This is a genomic window from Paenibacillus hemerocallicola (assembly GCF_006265175.1).
In the GTDB taxonomy this organism is placed as follows: Bacteria; Bacillota; Bacilli; order Paenibacillales; family NBRC-103111; genus Paenibacillus_AB; species Paenibacillus_AB hemerocallicola.
The window spans coordinates 57266-74021 of the sequence record NZ_VDCQ01000015.1 but is presented as its reverse complement, the minus strand read 5'-3'; the positions used below and the strand labels follow the sequence as shown (position 1 = coordinate 74021).

Below are 16756 nucleotides of genomic sequence, written 5' to 3'. Positions count from 1 at the left end.
TCTGGTTGGGAGTCCATTCTCGACGGCCCGCCGTTATCGGCGCCTCCTATGGATTCCATTTTATGACAGTCTGGTCCCCGATCCAGCTGTCGTCTTCATGGTCGATCGCCCGAATTACGAGTCGCCCGGAATAGACCTCGACGAACAGGCTTTCGCTTTTGACCGGATCGACGGGCTTGTTGTCGGGCCCGTATACGCTTCGCACCGAGGCGCTGCCGATCGCGGTGAAAGGTCCGCTCCATACTTGGTCGGTCGTTTCCCAGTCCCAATGCGTATGTCCCGAGAACAGCACGGCGAACGGATACTTATCCAGAATGGAGCGGAGGCGCTCGTGCTGGACCACGCCGCGTTCGATGGAGCTCCCGTCCAGCGTATCCGGCAGAGGCTGATGGAGAAACACGAGCGCGGGCAAATCCGTCTCCTCGCTGCTGCCAGACTTGGCGCTTCGCCGGTCCCGATGCTCGACAAGCCTGGTTTCCAGCCAGTCCAGCTGTTCATCCGACAAGTAGGCGTCCTCCGCGATGGATGCATCCACGTCGCGATATGCTTCGCCGCTCATCAACAGGAATGGGATTCCGTGTACGGATACTTCCCGGTGCAGCTTGGAGTAGCCGAAGAAGTCGGCGAATTGGGCAACGGCCTTGGCCGAGCTCCACCCGCTGCCTAGCTTGGAGTAATCGTATATCCCGCCGTGACGCCACATGCCGTAAAACTCATGATTGCCCATAGTCGCGTAGACCGGGGCATGCGGATTGCTGTCCAACAGCTCCCGGAGCTTGTCGAAATCCTCTTTGCCGCCATTCGTCAAATCTCCGTTTAATAGGAGCATATCCGCGTCCGGCTTTATGCTATAATGATACTTAAGCGCTTTCACGAACAATTTTTGCGATAGTTTGTCGTCCTCCTGTACATGAATGTCGCTTAATAGCGAAAAGGCGGCCACAGGCTTGTCGGATTTACTCGGAGATGTCGACGCGGCAGGGCCGGCAAAAGAAGCGCCGCGGATCGTTGCGGAGCCGGCAAGCGTGACGACTAACCAAGAAACCGCTGCCGTTAAGACGGCTGTCAGCAACAAGGTTCGATAGGTTCTCAACAAGCATCCCCCCCGTCGTGCGGCTCGGCATAAAGGTCGATGCCGGCAGGCGTTAGCCTCAAGCATATTGTTAGGATTCTTCCTGCGTGTTTTCTTTTACCCAAAATGCGGGCTTCTGCTTAGGTTGTTAAGGAACAGTCCGACTTATTCATGTCGAAACGGAGTTGGTGTTGGTTGTCCGGGCTTATTTCTTGGGGGCCTTTCGCGATTCAGGTCGGCTTATTGGCGGTCATTGCCGCCGTATTGACCGCGATTATTGCCGTTCGCTGGCTATCCCGCACTCATGGGGCGTCCGCGAAGGAGGCGGCCGAATTGCTGCAAAACGCAGCATTTATCTCGTTTATCGTCTGGAAGTTCGGGCACGTTCTATTTGCTCCTTCCGTAGTATGGGACCGTCCGTTGGCCCTGCTAATGATGAATGGAGGCACTAGGGAGGCGGGGCTGGCCGTAACGGCGGCCATCGTGTATTTGGCTGTGAAGCTGAGGCGCAACAGCATACCGCCGCGGCTATTCCTCGATCTGATGGCGGTGGGTGCTGTGGCGGCCGTCATCGTGTATGCGGCTATCGACTGGAAGTATGGAAGAACGACCTCGCTTCCTTGGGGTCTGGTCTTGAACGATCCGGAATACCGGTATCATCCGGTTTCCGCGTATACCGTAATCGTCGCCTGCATTGTCGCTTTGTTGCTATGGGTTCGCCGCAAATCGTCGGGAACGGGGGAGTTGTTCCGTATTGCGGCCATGTATATGGGACTCGGCTTGTTGGCCGTTTCGTTCGGAGACGTGCCGCAGCCATCGGTTTTGTTATTATCGCCGTTTCAGTGGCAGGCGCTCGTCTTGGCCGGGGTTGGCATCATTTTCTCTTTTTCGATGCATAATAAAGGCGAAAGGAGATGAAGGATCATGTCAACGAAACAAACGAACGATCAGGATTCTTTGGCCCAGCGCCGGCAAGCCGGGGAGAACAAACAAAATCGTCGGGAAGAGGGCCTTCCTGCCGATAAAAAATTGGACGGGCCGAACCGTCCCTCGGTTTGAGCGCGGAACGGAGCAGCCCATGAACAATAAACGCGACGACCTGCATTCCGATTCCGGCAGCCGGAAAGCCGACGGCGAGGATGAATCGCTCGATCCGTTCGAAATCAACTTTTTGCCGCAATTTGTGGAAGGGAGAGGCCCTCGCGAGCCTTTCGTCAACGAATTCGGCGTCACTATCGGCGATCATATGTATGAATCGCCGGAATCTCCGCTCAGTCAATGGACGGAGCAAACCGATCCTTTCATCATGGCGGGAGACCAGTGGGTGCATCCGTTCAAGGATGTAGGCTTCCAGACGGCGGAAAACCGCGACTATTTCGAGAAAGGAATCGTTCCCTCGGCCGAAGGAGCGCGGTTCATGCATCCGGACAAAAACGCCGCATATGAAGTCGGTCTGGACAACGGAGATGAAGAAGGGCAATCGCCGGACCCTGAGTGATGAAGCGGAATCGGCGCATCGGTCCGGCGTCGGACGCAGCATTCTTTCGATCTGCGGGTCCTCCATGGATTCTTTCCAGCCCGTACAGGGGCTTTGCTTCCGCAAGTCGGAGATGTATAATAGGAGATAGTAAACATTTTCGAAATTCGATACTTGCGAATCATGGAGGAGTGAAGCGATAATGGCGATGTCATTCGAATCCTATATGCGGGATATGATTCAACCGATGCGTGACGACCTGACCCGGCTGGGCATCAAAGAGCTGCGTACGCCTGACGAAGTGGTAGAGCAGTTCGATTCGGCAAAAGGGACCTCTCTCGTAGTCGTCAACTCGGTGTGCGGTTGCGCCGCCGGCCAATGCCGTCCCGGCGTAGCCAAAGCGCTGCAGCACGATATTACGCCTGACCATCTGTTCACGGTATTCGCCGGACAGGACAAGGAAGCGACCGCAAAGGCGCGCGAATTTTTCGCGCCATATCCGCCGTCGTCGCCGTCCATCGCACTGATGAAGGACGGAGAGCTCGTGCATATGATCGAGCGCCATCAGATCGAGAACCGGTCGGCCGAGCAGATTGCCGCCGATTTGGCTCAAGCGTTCGAACGTTTTTGCCGATAATAGCATACGGCCGAAAGAACCGTCGGGATCGCTCCCGACGGTTTTTCAGTTCCCTGAGTAAATGGAAAAGCTACAGTTAAAAACAGCGCGAACGATAAAAAATAAACTTTAACTGGAAAAGGTACAGCTATTATGTAGTTAACATGGCTCTAGTCAGCAAATCGGATATTATAACTGTACTTTTTCCAGTTACCGTAGAGGGAAGTGGACTGCAATCCCGATTAACGGGATAATTTCCATTTGCAGGCCGGAACGGACGACTTGCAACCGTGTAATTCTGGTTCCGGGTACCGGAACTGCACTCCGCTCATTTATGGATAATGTCGATGAATGGAATCGAACGGACAAGTATATCCGGTGAACGAGTATAGTTTGCTGTAACGTAAAAAAGCCCCTCGGAAGAGGCGGCTCATGGTTATAGTATGGGACATGGTACAACCAACTTGTGGTGGTAGACAGGCCCTCCGGAAAGGAGGATGCCTAGGGAGATGCTTTCCAAGCGATTAAGGTTATGCTCGCGTTAGGAATGCTTCTCCTTGCGCTCTCCGCCTAGTTAGCGCCGGGTGACGGGGTATTGTTTCCGCAAGTATTCACATACTTAAGCAGGAGGAGCTCCGACCGAGTGTTTGTACAGGGACAGCCGCGGCTCGCTGTCCTGTTTCTATTGTAATCATAACTCGTTTAGTATAATGATGGTAAGTTACTTCAACAACTCCGGCAATACGCGCCTATCGTGATTTGGTAAACAATTCCGGCAAATATTGCCGCGCCGCGACAGTCAACTCCTCGTCGGACAAGCTCGTCGTCCGTCCGTCTTCGTACTGGCAAACTACCCAGCCGTACATCGCTTGGACGCCGGGGGACCGTTTGTCGACACGCTCTTCGCCGACCAGACCCAGCTGGCGATTGACCCAATGGGCGACACCCGCCGTCCCGGCTTTGTCGGTTACGAGGACGCCGAGCGGCCGGTTCAGCAGTTTGTCCGTATCGAATATGTTGTAAATTTCCTCGTTCTTGATAACACCGTCCGCATGGATGCCCGCCGCGGTTACGTTGAACGATTTGCCGACGAACGGCGTCATCGGCGGGACCGTATATCCGAGCTCGCGCTCGAAGTATTCGGCAATTTCGGTGACGATCCGGGTATCGACCGAAGTGTCGCCGGTCAGTCCCATATATTCGAACAGCAGCCCCTCGATAGGCGTATTGCCCGTCCTTTCCCCGAACCCGAGCAACGTTCCGTTAACCCCGGAGCAGCCGTACAGCCATGCGGTCGCCGCATTCGTGAGCACCTTGTAAAAGTCGTTATGTCCGTGCCATTCGAGCTGGGCGGAGGCGATACCCGTTTCCGTACGCAGTGCGTGCAGCAGCCGGGGGACGCTGCGGGGAAGAGCCGCTCCCGGATAACTGACCCCGTAGCCCATCGTATCGCAAAGCCTGACTTTGACCGGAAGGCCGCTTTCTTCGGACAGCCGGACAAGCTGCTGCACGAATGGGATTACGAAGCCGAATACGTCCGCGCGGGTTACGTCCTCCAGATGGCATCTCGGACGGATTCCTTCGGCGAGCGCCGATTTCACGACCGACAAATATTGGTCCATCGCTTGCTCGCGGTTCATCCCGAGCTTCAGATGAATATGGTAATCGGAGCACGAGGTCAGAATGCCCGTCTCGCGGATACCCATCTCCTTGACCAGTTGGAAATCCTTCGCGACCGCCCGGATCCAAGCCGTAATTTCCGGGAAGGTGTAGCCTTTCTCCTGACAAGCCCGTACCGCCTGACGGTCCTTCTCGCTATACAGGAAAAATTCGGTTTGGCGGATTACGCCTTTCGGTCCCGACAACCGGTGCAACAGATCGAACAGGGCAGTGATTTGTTCGACGGTATACGGAGTGCGGGCTTGCTGCCCGTCGCGAAACGTCGTGTCGGTAATGAAAATGTCCTCGGGTCTGTTCATCGGAACGTCTGCGCCGTCGAAAACGATTAGCGGAGGAGCGTCGTAAGGAAACTGCTCGCGCAATAAGTTCGGCTCTGCCCCGGCAAAGAAAGATGGACGATTGTTTGTCATGTTCGGTCACCCGCTCGTTATTGGAATTGGTTCTTTGCTTTTATTGTATGGGGGATTTTCGATAAAAGAAACTTTAAATATTTTATTGATTATATAAAAATAATTTATTGGTAAACTGTAAAAATACGGTTGCATGGCAGCAAGTGTTTCGATATGATCCTAAGAAGAACAAGAAGGAGGGACGCGAAATATGGCATCCATTTGTACCGGTCAACTCCAACCGCGGGATGGAGCGGAGGATAGACGTATCGGTTGCCTGTCGCGTTTCTTTTTCGTTCCGGTATCCGGTTATGTAAGGTTTCCTATTGCGGATTCAACTAGCGTCGAGCCTTCGGGCTTAGGCGCTATTTTTTTGCCCATTAACGGAGGTGCGGAAATGAGGTATAAGCGCGTGTTGGTTAAGCTAAGCGGAGGCGCGATGGCGGGCGGGGAGTCGGTAGGGTTCGATCCCGGAAGGCTCGAGCATATCGCGGACGAGGTGATCGCGGTTACGCGGCTCGGAATCGAGGTGTGCGTCGTAATCGGCGGAGGCAACATTTTTCGCGGCAATATGGCGGAAGCGTGGGGCATCGACCGGGCGGAAGCGGACAATATCGGGACGATGGCTACGGTCATTAACAGTCTGATGCTGCGGGGCGTGCTGAAGGCGAAGACGGACAAGGAAATCCGCGTCATGTCCGCGCTTACCGTCAACGCGGTCGCCGAGCCTTACATCCGGCTGCGGGCGATCCACCATCTGGAGAAAGGGTATATCGTCATATTTGCCGGAGGCAACGGGCAACCGTACGTGACTACCGATTATCCTTCCGTGCAGCGGGCGCTCGAGGTGGGCGCACAAGCGATTCTCGTCGCCAAGCAAGGGGTGGACGGCGTATACGACAGCGACCCGAAGCGCAATCCGGGCGCCAGGCTGTACGCGCGGCTTCCTTACGAGGAAGTGATCCGATCGGATCTGAAGGTGATGGATTCCTCCGCCTTCCTGTTGGCACGCGACTATGGCCTCCCGCTTCACGTGTTCAACTTCGACCGCGTCGGGGCGATGAGACGGATATGTGAAGGCGCCGACGAAGGGACGCTCGTCCAGGCGGGAGTCTCGGCACAATATGTGACTTGAACGTGGCAAATGTTAGGGATAAGCGGAAGGAAATGATGCATTTTTTGCCTATTCTCTTGAATTCTGACGGCAGTGAACTATACTGATGTTAGGAAGTCTAACGCAGCAATGCAAATCGCAGATGAATATAGAAAGGTGATGGAGACGAATGAGCTTGCAGCAGGACATTATCTCGCGACTCGGCGTCAAGCCGGAAATCGACGCGGACGCGGAAATTCGCAAACGGGTCGACTTTTTGAAGCAATACGTATTGGACAGCAAAGTGACGGGTCTCCTGATCGCCATCAGCGGCGGCGTGGACAGCGCCGTGGCGACCGGGCTGTGCAAAATGGCGACCGACGAGCTGACGAAGGAAACGGGACGGGACTACATTACGCTTGGCGTATTCCAGCCGTATGGCGAGCAGTCCGACATCTCGGACAGCTATTCGGTAGCCGAAGCGTTCAACTTGACTCATAAGGTAGAGACGAATATCGAGCAGGCCGTCGACGAGATCGCGCTGGAGGTCGAATACGGCTTCAAATCGCTGGGCACCCCCCGGCATATTAGCCGTGCCGGCAAAGGCAACGTGAAAGCGCGGACGCGGATGGTCGTGCAATATGCCCTCGCCTTCGACATGAATTTGCTCGTAGTCGGGACGGACCATGCCTCCGAGGCGATCACCGGATTTTTCACCAAATACGGCGACGGCGCGGTAGATATTACTCCGCTCAGCTCGCTGAACAAACGGCAGGTGCGCCAGCTGGCGGCAAAGCTCGGCGTCCCTCGGCCGATACTCGACAAGGCGCCGACGGCCGGCCTGTGGGAAGGCCAGACCGACGAGACGGAGCTCGGCATTACGTACGAGGACAACAGCAGCTATCTTGAAGGCAAGGAAATTGATCCTGCAGCCAAAGAAAAGCTGGAAAAGCAGTATTTGAAAACCGAACATAAACGATCGCCGATTCCCGGCATTTGATCTCGGGGAAAGCGGGAGGCGCGGAGGCCGTCGGAGGCTTCCGCGCTTTTTTTGACAGTATGGAATTTATTAGTTTCGGGGTCTCCGCAAAGTACCTGGAAAAGCATCGGAGCAAAAGCCCCGTTTGCGGGGATATTTTGACTGCCGATGTCGGATTTTATTCGACAAAATCCACTTCGGCTAGACGTTTTTTTCGGCTCATGCTATGATAATGGTAAAAAACTGCCAAAATATGGTGAATGCGGAGAAGGAGAAATAATGGCTGCAGGGCATAAGAAAAGTCAGTATCGGCTGGCTCGAGAGGGCTCGGGCTTGCAGGAGCATCATTCGATCGTTTATTGGTGTGTCGTCGCATTCATAGTATCGTTTCTGTTCATAGCCCCGTTTCAAACCGCGCTGTTCTATGGTTCCAAAGCGCAATACGAAAGTCCGATTTACTCGTCGATGATATGGACCTCGGTATTTTCTCTGCTTGCCGCAGCTTATTTGTTCAAGAGCTGGCGATTGCGCGAGATTCGCGACTTGTACGCGCTTGCGGTATGGGGCATCCCGCTCAGCTATTTCATCTCGTTAAGCTCGGCCGCGACCCGGCATCATGCGGAAAACTTGCTGCTGCTGCAGCTCATGTACGCGCTCTTTTTCGTGATCGGGCTTTATTTCTCGAGAAACCGCATAGGGAATTCGATCCTCCGCTACGGGATCGTAGGTTCCGCCTACGCCGTAGTCGTATATTGCCTGATGAACGTGTTCGGGAACGTCTATTTTTACGATGCCGTTATGAAGACCGGCGAAGGGCTGCGATTGACGTCGGTATTCCAGTACGCGAATGCTTACGCCGGTTTTTTGATCATCCCTTTGCTGTGCGGCTTGTATTTGATCGTCTTTTCGCGAAAATGGTACGCGACGGCTATTCACGCGCTGATGCTCGTTCCCGTGCTGCTGTCGTTTTTCCTGACATTGTCGCGCGGCGGGCTCGTCATGCTGCCTTTTATTCTGCTTGCTTTTTTGCCCTTCTTGTCCTTTGCCAGACAAATTTTGTTTTTCGTCTATTTGATCATAGGCAGCGCCGCTTCGTTTCTCATTACCGACAAAATCAAAAATATCGCTTCGGACGTCTTGGACGTCATGGTGGAACGACGCGGACCGGACTTCGAAGTGACGGACACGTTATCCTTCTTCGATCCGCTGTCGTTCGGCGGATGGAGCCTGCTTCTGTCGACGTCCGTCGTCGTTTGCGCGGTCGTGGTGCTCGTTCACAAGCTGCTGCCGCCTTTGCTGGACAGAGGATTAAGCCGCATTTCCGGGGCCAGGCTTGCCAATTTGTACGTCCCGGGGCTTATCGTGCTGGGGGTCCTATTAGGAGCCGGTCTTATCGCGGGAAATGCCGCCATAGTCCATATATTGCCGGAGGCGCTGGCGCAAAGGGTGCAGAGCATCAACCTCCAGCAGCACAGCGTGCTGGAACGGTTCACGATGTACAAGGATACGTTCAAGGCGCTGAAGGATTATCCGTTATTCGGCGCCGGAGGCAACGCCTGGAGCGTATTGTACCCGCAATATGCCAACAATCCGTACACGGTCAATCAGGTGCACAGCTTCGTCCTTCAATATATGGTGGAAACGGGAATCGTCGGCTTGCTCATTTTGTTGTCGTTCATCGGCTCGATCTTGTATAGGTTTGCCAAAACGTACTTCGTCTCGAAGCCGGCGGACCGGGAGCGCAATCTGGTGTTTTACGCCGCGGCGGTGGCGATCCTGTTTCACAGCTTGATGGATTTCGAGATGACCTATGCGTATATATCCGCTCTCGTATTTTTAAGTCTCGGCGGGATGGCATCCGGGTTCGCGAGTCCGATATCGGAACGTTGGCTGAGCGGCAAAGAGGAGAAGAGCAAGTATGGGCTGCCTGTCGTTCTCGGCCTGCTCTCGGCTGCGCTTCTGGTTGTGTCTGTCATCCATGGGCAAGCTTACAATCATTATTCCGCCGCGGTGCAGCTCGCCCAGCAAGGGAGGACGCTGGAGGAAGTGCTCGTTCCTCTGGACAAGGCGATCGGGCTTCAGCCGGACAACCCTTACTACGTTTTGACCAAAGTGGATTTCCTGGAGCAGGTGTACGAGAATACGCAAAACGAAGCACACTATGAAAAAGGCTCGGGACTGCTCGAATCGATCAAGAAGACCGAACCCTACGATCGCGTCGTCTTTGAAGCCCGGTATCGGCATTATATGGTGAAAGACCGCCTGGCGGACGCTCTGGCGCTTATGAAGGAAGGCTTGCAAACTTATCCGTGGGTTATCGGCATGTATGAACGGGCGGCGGCGCTGCATTTGCAGCTCGGGGAGCAGTACTGGCAAGCGGGCCAGAAGCAGACGATGGACGGACACTGGAATGCCGCGGTCGAGCTCCATCAGGAAGTGTTGGCTCGTATGAAGCAGCTGGAGTCGCTTCCGGAAGGGCAAATGGCGGGGAGTCCGTTTTATGTAACGCCCAATCTCGCGCTGACGCTCGGACAAGCTTACTATTTGAAAGGGGATGCCGCGAAATCGGCGGAGATCTTGTCTACGACGATCGGCGATCAGCTGGAAGAAGCCGTCCGGAAGCCCGGCACGAGATGGTATTTGGCGGCATTGCAGAAAGCGGGCAAACCCGACCGGGCGCTGTACGACCGGTTTACGGCGAATTACCCGGACGAGAAGCAGGAGATTGAAACGATCGTGTCGTTGTCCTTATCGTTATAGAACGATTGAGCCGGCTAGTCACTTTGGCGCTATAATCAATTTCTGAATGGGTCTTTGCCGATTGATGCCTCGATGTCTGTCCGGGTTGGCATCGCGATGGCATTGCTGAACCAAAGTTCACTATAGTGAACTTTAATGCTTATTGCGCTAATTGCTTGCCGGATGCGCGAATTCGGCGAACGGTGAACCTAATTTCATGTTAGAGAACTTGTATTCGGTAACCATTGGTCTGTCGCCCATGCGACGCCGCAACGCGCACGGGAGAGTGCGCGTTGCCAAAAAGCTTTAGGTTCACTGTTTCTGCGTTTGCGTGATCTTGGATCCGAACAGCTTCATGTAGTTCCCTTACGGGCCCCCCTTGATGAAGCGCCTGCAACGGTGTTGCCGTCAATAGAGGAACAATACTCCGTTATGATCCGGAATTCCGTTATACTCTTGAGAATAACGGAACAGGATTCCGCTATTTCGATCTTTCAAGGTGAAAATGATCATGAACAGCGGAATAGTGCAACGTTTTTCCGCTATTTTGTTTGCGGGCACCGGCATTCGGCTCAATAGCAAACTCCAGTTCCGCTACTTGGCGGATATGTTGTCTCGCGAGCGCCGGCAGAGGCGGCAAGCTGCATGTAGAGCATGCGGTACATGCGGTACATGCACTTCTATGCGCGAATGATGCAGTCGTAGAAAAAAAGGGGGGCATGCGCCCTCCTTCAGTTTTTCTTGCCCGCAACAGTCCGCGGCTCCATTAGCCTCACCGGTAGCCAAGCCGCTCCAGTACGGTGCAGGTTCGGTCCACGATGTCCTCCAACTGCGCAGTGGACGTGCAGTGAGGCAGCCAGTAGTAAAGGGTATCGCCGAGCGGGCGCAAGATCAGCCCTTCCTTTAATGCCTCCAAATATAAGCGGTACCCTCGCCGTTCGGCAAAAGGATAGCTCCGCCGGGAGCCGGCGTCCTCATATAGCTCGAAAGCGGCCACCATGCCGAGCTGGCGGATGCCCGCGATATGGCTGAAGGCTTCAAACCGGCGAATTTGCTCGCGCAGAGCCGAGGAAACGTTCCCGACATGCTCCAAGACGCTTTCCTCCTCGAAAATGCGCAGACTCTCCAAGGCGACGGCACAAGCGAGCGGATTGCCGGTGAAGCTGTGGCCGTGGAAAAACGTCTTCAGCGTCTCATAGTCGTCGTAAAACGCTTCATAGATCGTATCGGTACACAATGTAACGGCGAGCGGCATCATGCCGGCAGTCAGCCCTTTCGAGAGACAGAGCAGGTCGGGCGATATTCCCGCATGCTCGCAGGCGAACATCGTGCCGGTTCGCCCGAAGCCTACCGCAACTTCGTCCGCGATCAAGTGCACCTCGTATCGCGTGCACAATTCGCGCAGTCCCGTGACGTATGCGGCAGGGTGCATGAGCATGCCTCCGGCCGCCTGGATCATCGGCTCGACGATCAACCCGGCGATTTCTGCGGCGGACGACTCGAACAGCCGCCGGACGGCTTCGAGCGCTTCCGCCACGGAAGACTCTGCCGCTTCGGGCGTCGGCCGTCCATCGGACCATTCGCTCACGAGAGGCGATGGCAGCCGATATCCGTCAAACAGCAGAGGCTTGAATGTCGAATGAAACAGGTCGACTCCGCCTACGCTTACCGCTCCGAGCGTATCGCCGTGGTAGCTGTTCTCCAGATAGGCGAATTTCGATTTCGCCGGTTTGCCGACATGCCGCCAATATTGGAACGACATTTTCAGAGCGACCTCGACGGCCGTGGAGCCGTTGTCGGAATAAAATACTTTGCCGAGCCCGCAAGGTGCGATATCGATCAGCTTGTCCGCCAGCTCGATCGCCGGACGGTGCGTGAAGCCGCTGAACATAATATGGTCGGTTTCGTCAAGCTGACGGGCGATTGCCTGCTTGATCCGGGAATGCCCGTGTCCGTGCACGTTCACCCACCAGGAGGAGACGGTATCGTAATACCGGTTGCCGTCGGCGTCATACAAATAGATGCCCTCGGCCTTCTCGATAAGCAGATGGTCCTGAAGGGCGTAATCTTTCATTTGGGTAAACGGGTGCCATACCCGCTGGCGGTCTTTGTGCAGAAGCGCGCGTTTGGCCTCTTGATCCATGTCGATCCTCCTTCGCGAGCATAGGGAACGGAATTGGCGCATATCGCCGGATTGCCCTATAATAGAAACTATAGCGGATAGGAACGGAAAACGTAAAGGACCCGGGTGCGCGGGGGCGGAAGGAAAGGACAGGATAAAGCGGGATGATAGCAGGAGTAGGCATCGATTTGCTGGATATCGAACGGGTAAAAAAGCTGCTCGGACAGCCTCACGGAGAACGGTTCGTGGAGCGGGTGCTGACGCCGGAGGAGCGGGAATTGGCCGCCCGGCGCGGCGGGCGGCTCGCGGAGTTCGTCGCCGGCCGCTTCGCCGCCAAGGAGGCGGTCGTGAAGGCGCTCGGCTGCGGCATCGGCCGCGAGGTCGGCTTTCAGGACATCCGCGTCGTCCCGGACGAATGCGGCAAGCCGGAATGCCGTCTGTCAGACGCGGCATGGGCGCGCCTCGGGAAGCCGCAGCCGTTGAAAATTCACCTGAGCATCACCCACTCGGCCACGACGGCCGGAGCTTATGCGATTGTGGAAGCCGAGTGAGGCCGAGTATTACCGTGGCCGGATGTACCTATTCAAAATAACGCTCAAGGAACCACATCCGCAGCGAGGACCGACGAGGCGCGGAATAAGGTCCATATGAGCGTTATTTCTCGTTCAAGCCAGTCGCGAGGACGGCAAACGCTCTCCGATCGGCCGAATTTCTCAAACGCGGGCCGGCCATGGCGAACGGACCGATCACTTCTTGGCGGACAGCCAGTCGGCCAATGCCCCGATTTCCGTCTCGTCCAGCGAGTTATTGAAGCCGGGCATTCCATTGCCGCCCTTGGCGATTTGCGTTACGAGCTGCTCCCGGCTAAGCTTGCCGCCGACCTTGGTCAAGTTCGTGCCCGGCCCGACCCGGCCTTGCAATTGGTCGCCGTGGCAGGACAAGCAGTGCTTCTTGTACAGCGCCTCCGCATTGCCGCCTGCAGCTGCGGCGGTCTGGCCTGCACCCGCATCAGGACTGCTGCCAGAGCTTCCGTTCTTCGCTCCGCATCCTGTCAAAACTGCCGTTGCCAGCAGCATAACTGTCACCGTATACGTCATCATTTGGCTCTTCATCGACAGCCCTCCTTGTCCCCAAGCATCGCTAAGCCCATCTTACCATATGCGTGCCGCAGACGGCTTTTTCAGAGAAGGCGCCCCCGTGTACATTGTGCAAACAATGTGTGACAGTCCCTACGGCCGGGATCATAGGTTGAAATCGATGGTCGAGAAAGGGATCCACAAGCTTACGATGAGCAAAATCCAGCGGATCGCCGCTTCGATCGGCGATCCGGTATCGACGGCCATAAATTTCGGCAGCAGGCGTATTTTTCCTTTCAACGGCCAAAACAGCTGCACGCCGTTTTCGTTGAGCAGATCGATAAGCGGGTGCGAGGCATAGGAGGCAACGAATGCCCAGAAGTACAATGCCGGCATCGGAGAGGCGGCGAGCGCCAAAGCCGCGACGAACGCGATGGAGTGTGTCAGCGTCCGATGACGGACATGAATGAACCGGAGCAGCGCCGACAAAGGGAATAGCACCTTGGCCATCGTGGAGCCAGGCTTGTCCACATCGGCCAAAGTCCCGGCCAGACAGCCCAGCAGAATGGCTCCGGCGGCATCCCAGGACAGGAAGGGGACCTGTAGATTGACGATTACGAGTTCTGCGGCCACGAGGCCGGCCGCGCTGTGCGTTTTTTGCAGCATGTAAGTGTTCTCCCTGGCCCATAAAGTTCGAGTAGCGTGTTTTGCAACACTTATATACTATCACATTTTGGGAACATTTGTTCTTTTTTTGCCGACGATAGCATGCCTGAACGCAAAAAAAGAGACCCACAAAGCAACGGGCCGTGTGGGTCTTCCAAATATATATGAAAAAAGGGGGTCGAGGTTTATTATAGGCCCGTATCATTAAAGGAAGATGAAAGTCATATTTCAGTTGTATTACAATTTTCGGTAAGACGGTTCAAGCGCTATAATCGCAATCCGTTATTCCGGGTACGCGTCGGTAGCTTTGCGCAAAGCTCTCGCTTTTACGCTGCGGGCGTATTCGGTCGGTGTCATGCCCGTTTCTTTCTTGAACGATCTGGAGAAGTGATGCACGCTCGTGAAGCCCAGTCGTTCCGACAATTCCGTCATGTTATACGCATGCTGCCGGATCAGCGATTTCGAGCGTTCGATCTTCAGCTTATTGAAATAGGCGATCGTTCCGAGTCCGGTAGCGGTCTTGAAGAGAGTCATCAGCCGGGTTCTGCCCGTGCCGAATGCACTGCATATTTGCTCGATGGTCAAGCTTTCTCCGACACGGTTATTCATATAGGCAATCATTTGCTCGACGAGCGCATGATTGTAATTGGCCGCGACGATCGTCTCCGGTTTGGTCTGCACTTTCCGGATTTCACCTTTCCGGATCAATTGGACGAGCAAAATTTCCAAATGATTTTTGATCATTTGCTCGCTCCCGAATGCGGCGGCGGCCCTTTGCGAAGGTCTGTGCATGCGAGGGGAATCGACGGGAGGATCGAAAGCTTCCCGCCCTTCATCCACCAGCCGGGAAAGCAGCACCTTCTCGTCCTCATCCGGTCGAAACGTTTTCCCTTCGAAAAAACGCATGGCTGCCGAATCGCAAACGAAGGAAATGATAATAAGGGTAGGCGCCGTATCGTTCACGGCCCGTCCGGCATGAAATTCGTCAGGCGCGTAAAACAGCAAATCCCCCTGCTCCAGAACGATTCGTTCGGCGCCGCGAACGATTTCGTACTGCCCTTTGTCGACGTAGCACAATTCCCAGAAATCGTGACTTTCCCCGGGAGTCCAGAAGCGCTTGGGAAGCTCCATATAGAAGAACGTAATAATTTGAAGAATGGAAAGCTCGATGCGCAAATCATATTTCGGAAAATTCATCCCGATCGACCTCTTCCTGAACGATTTCGCAAAATAATCGTCTTCCTTGGTAAAGAAATTGGGTGCAGATAAGTTTATTATAAGGAAGAACCCGGGGGTTGAATATAAAAAGCGGAAGGAGGAAGCGTTTGCAAGAGGGTGAATCGAAGGCCCGGCGACGGCAATACAGGAATGTATGCATTTCGCTTGCTGTAGCGTTCCCCATTACAAGTGAATGTGAAAAAAATCACAAAACTAAAAGAGAGAAGGGGTTCCTTTGAAAGGAAGTATGATTGCGTCATATGCGGCGCTGCTTCTGCTAGGTATATCCGTAACCGGTTGCTCGGGGAATACCGGCGAACAATCCTTGATGGCGGATAAATCGGCCGACACCGCAAAGCCCGGGGGAGAGCGGAGCGGAAAACAACCGAGTACCGAGCCGGTCACGCTGAGAGTGAATAATTGGAACACCGCGTTTCAACAAGCGGAATTCGATCAATATTTCGCCGAACCGCTCCGCAAAAAGTATCCGTTTCTTACATTGGAATATTTGGATCAGCAGAAGGGAACAAGCAACACGCTCGATAACCTGATTACCGCCGGCAATACTCCCGATATCGTGTTTACGGATTACCCGAACCTGGCGGGGCTGCTGGATTACGATTACCCGGAAGATTTGAACCGTTATGTCCAAGATTTTTCCATAGATTTGAAAAAGGTAGACCCCCTCGTGATCGAAGGCGCCAAAACGATCGGCTCAAAGGGAGAATTGTTTGCCCTCCCCGTCTATTCGGACCGGATGATGTGGTTTTACAACAAAGACTTGTTCGATAAGTTCGGGGTTCCTTACCCGACGGACGATATGACCTGGGATGACGCGATCGCCGCCTTCAAGCGTTTGTCGCGGATGGAGGACGGGGTGCAGTACGCCTCTTTCCGTATGATCAATTTGCCGATGACAGGCAGCCAGTGGGGCGTTCCTCTGGTCGATCCGAAGACGGGCAAAGCTTCCTTCCAGACGGACGATTGGAAGAAGTCGCTTGCCCTGATGCAGCAAATTGCCGCGATACCGGGGAATACGAAGCTGACGAACGAAGATTTTTATCAGAAGGAGACATTGGCGTCTCTCATGCAAAGCTTCAACATTATGGTCAACCTGCTGGAAGGAGTAGAACGGAAAGGGCACAAAATCGATTGGGACGTCGCTTCCTTGCCCCAGTCCAAGGAGAAGCCGGGCATTGCCGGAGCGAATAAACCGCTTTACTTCATGGTTTCCAAATCAAGCAAGCATAAGGATCAGGCATTCGCGGCCGTCTCCTATTTAATGGCCTCGGAGGAAGTTCAAACGACTCTGTCCCGGAATGGCAAAATGTCCGTTCTGATCGACGACGGAATCGTCAAGCAATTCGGTACGAAGCTGGACATCTTGAAAGGAAGAAACGTCGCAGCGGTCTACAAGCATAAAATGAGCGCCTTGCCCTACTCGAACCGGTTCAACAGGCTGGCTCTCGTGGAAATGATTGCGGCCGGGAACGAAGTACTGAACGGCACGCAAGACATGAATACGGCGCTCCGCAACGCCGAAGAGAAGGCGAACAAAGCGATCGACGCCAAAATAAAGTGAAAGCTTATCTCCGAAGATCGGATGATGGATCGATATAGCAGGGACAT

Annotated in this window: 15 protein-coding genes; 9 read left to right on the top strand and 6 right to left on the bottom strand. The window is 54.6% G+C overall.

Going from position 1 to position 16756, the window contains the following annotated elements; translation table 11 throughout:
• Window positions 1-46 precede the first annotated feature (46 nt).
• Window positions 47-1093 (bottom strand): metallophosphoesterase family protein, encoded by a 1047-nt coding sequence (locus tag FE784_RS13075; protein WP_176706178.1) that lies wholly within the window; start codon window positions 1091-1093, stop codon window positions 47-49.
• Window positions 1094-1267: 174 nt separating this feature from the next.
• Between FE784_RS13075 and FE784_RS13070 the strand changes: the two genes are divergently transcribed.
• The 4 genes from FE784_RS13070 to FE784_RS13060 all read left to right on the top strand — a co-directional run bounded on the left by FE784_RS13070 (window position 1268) and on the right by FE784_RS13060 (window position 3186).
• Window positions 1268-1990 (top strand): prolipoprotein diacylglyceryl transferase family protein, encoded by a 723-nt coding sequence (locus tag FE784_RS13070; protein ID WP_139602646.1) that lies wholly within the window; start codon window positions 1268-1270, stop codon window positions 1988-1990.
• A 6-nt stretch (window positions 1991-1996) separates the two neighbouring features.
• Window positions 1997-2131, top strand: a complete 135-nt coding sequence (locus FE784_RS42380) for a hypothetical protein (RefSeq protein WP_281287092.1) — start codon at window positions 1997-1999, stop codon at window positions 2129-2131.
• 19 nt (window positions 2132-2150) lie between these two features.
• Window positions 2151-2570, top strand: coding sequence for a DUF3905 domain-containing protein (locus FE784_RS13065; RefSeq protein ID WP_139602645.1), 420 nt, complete (start codon window positions 2151-2153; stop codon window positions 2568-2570).
• Between the two features lie 181 nt (window positions 2571-2751).
• Window positions 2752-3186 carry a BrxA/BrxB family bacilliredoxin gene (locus tag FE784_RS13060; protein ID WP_139602644.1) on the top strand — a complete coding sequence of 145 codons (435 nt, stop codon included), beginning with the start codon at window positions 2752-2754 and terminating at the stop codon, window positions 3184-3186.
• 728 nt (window positions 3187-3914) lie between these two features.
• Here the strand turns inward: FE784_RS13060 and FE784_RS13055 are convergent.
• Window positions 3915-5255: a beta/alpha barrel domain-containing protein gene (locus tag FE784_RS13055; RefSeq protein ID WP_139602643.1), complete on the bottom strand. Its 1341-nt coding sequence runs from the start codon at window positions 5253-5255 to the stop codon at window positions 3915-3917.
• A gap of 376 nt (window positions 5256-5631) precedes the next feature.
• On the opposite strand from FE784_RS13055, the gene pyrH reads away from it, so the two are divergent.
• The 3 genes from pyrH to FE784_RS13040 all read left to right on the top strand — a co-directional run bounded on the left by pyrH (window position 5632) and on the right by FE784_RS13040 (window position 10066).
• Window positions 5632-6369: a UMP kinase gene (gene pyrH / locus FE784_RS13050; protein WP_139602642.1), complete on the top strand. Its 738-nt coding sequence runs from the start codon at window positions 5632-5634 to the stop codon at window positions 6367-6369.
• Window positions 6370-6517: 148 nt separating this feature from the next.
• The gene (gene nadE, locus FE784_RS13045) at window positions 6518-7327 is read left to right on the top strand and encodes an ammonia-dependent NAD(+) synthetase (protein ID WP_139602641.1); all 810 of its coding nucleotides are present in this window, start codon (window positions 6518-6520) and stop codon (window positions 7325-7327) included.
• 258 nt (window positions 7328-7585) lie between these two features.
• Window positions 7586-10066 carry an O-antigen ligase family protein gene (locus FE784_RS13040; protein ID WP_176706177.1) on the top strand — a complete coding sequence of 827 codons (2481 nt, stop codon included), beginning with the start codon at window positions 7586-7588 and terminating at the stop codon, window positions 10064-10066.
• 751 nt (window positions 10067-10817) lie between these two features.
• Here FE784_RS13040 and bioA read toward each other — a convergent pair.
• Entirely contained in the window at window positions 10818-12188 is a 1371-nt protein-coding gene (bioA, locus tag FE784_RS13035) for an adenosylmethionine--8-amino-7-oxononanoate transaminase (protein WP_139602639.1), read from the bottom strand.
• A 143-nt stretch (window positions 12189-12331) separates the two neighbouring features.
• On the opposite strand from bioA, the gene acpS reads away from it, so the two are divergent.
• Window positions 12332-12718, top strand: coding sequence for a holo-ACP synthase (acpS, locus tag FE784_RS13030; RefSeq protein ID WP_139602638.1), 387 nt, complete (start codon window positions 12332-12334; stop codon window positions 12716-12718).
• A gap of 195 nt (window positions 12719-12913) precedes the next feature.
• Here the strand turns inward: acpS and FE784_RS13025 are convergent, their stop codons facing one another.
• The 3 genes from FE784_RS13025 to FE784_RS13015 all read right to left on the bottom strand — a co-directional run bounded on the left by FE784_RS13025 (window position 12914) and on the right by FE784_RS13015 (window position 15106).
• Complete coding sequence (locus tag FE784_RS13025; protein ID WP_139602637.1) at window positions 12914-13279, bottom strand: c-type cytochrome; 366 nt, start codon at window positions 13277-13279, stop codon at window positions 12914-12916.
• Between the two features lie 129 nt (window positions 13280-13408).
• The gene (locus FE784_RS13020) at window positions 13409-13909 is read right to left on the bottom strand and encodes a metal-dependent hydrolase (protein ID WP_139602636.1); all 501 of its coding nucleotides are present in this window, start codon (window positions 13907-13909) and stop codon (window positions 13409-13411) included.
• Between the two features lie 282 nt (window positions 13910-14191).
• Complete coding sequence (locus FE784_RS13015; RefSeq protein ID WP_139602635.1) at window positions 14192-15106, bottom strand: AraC family transcriptional regulator; 915 nt, start codon at window positions 15104-15106, stop codon at window positions 14192-14194.
• Window positions 15107-15362: 256 nt separating this feature from the next.
• Here FE784_RS13015 and FE784_RS13010 point away from each other — a divergent pair, with 256 nt between their 5' ends.
• Window positions 15363-16709 carry an ABC transporter substrate-binding protein gene (locus FE784_RS13010; protein WP_139602634.1) on the top strand — a complete coding sequence of 449 codons (1347 nt, stop codon included), beginning with the start codon at window positions 15363-15365 and terminating at the stop codon, window positions 16707-16709.
• Window positions 16710-16756: the final 47 nt, after the last annotated feature.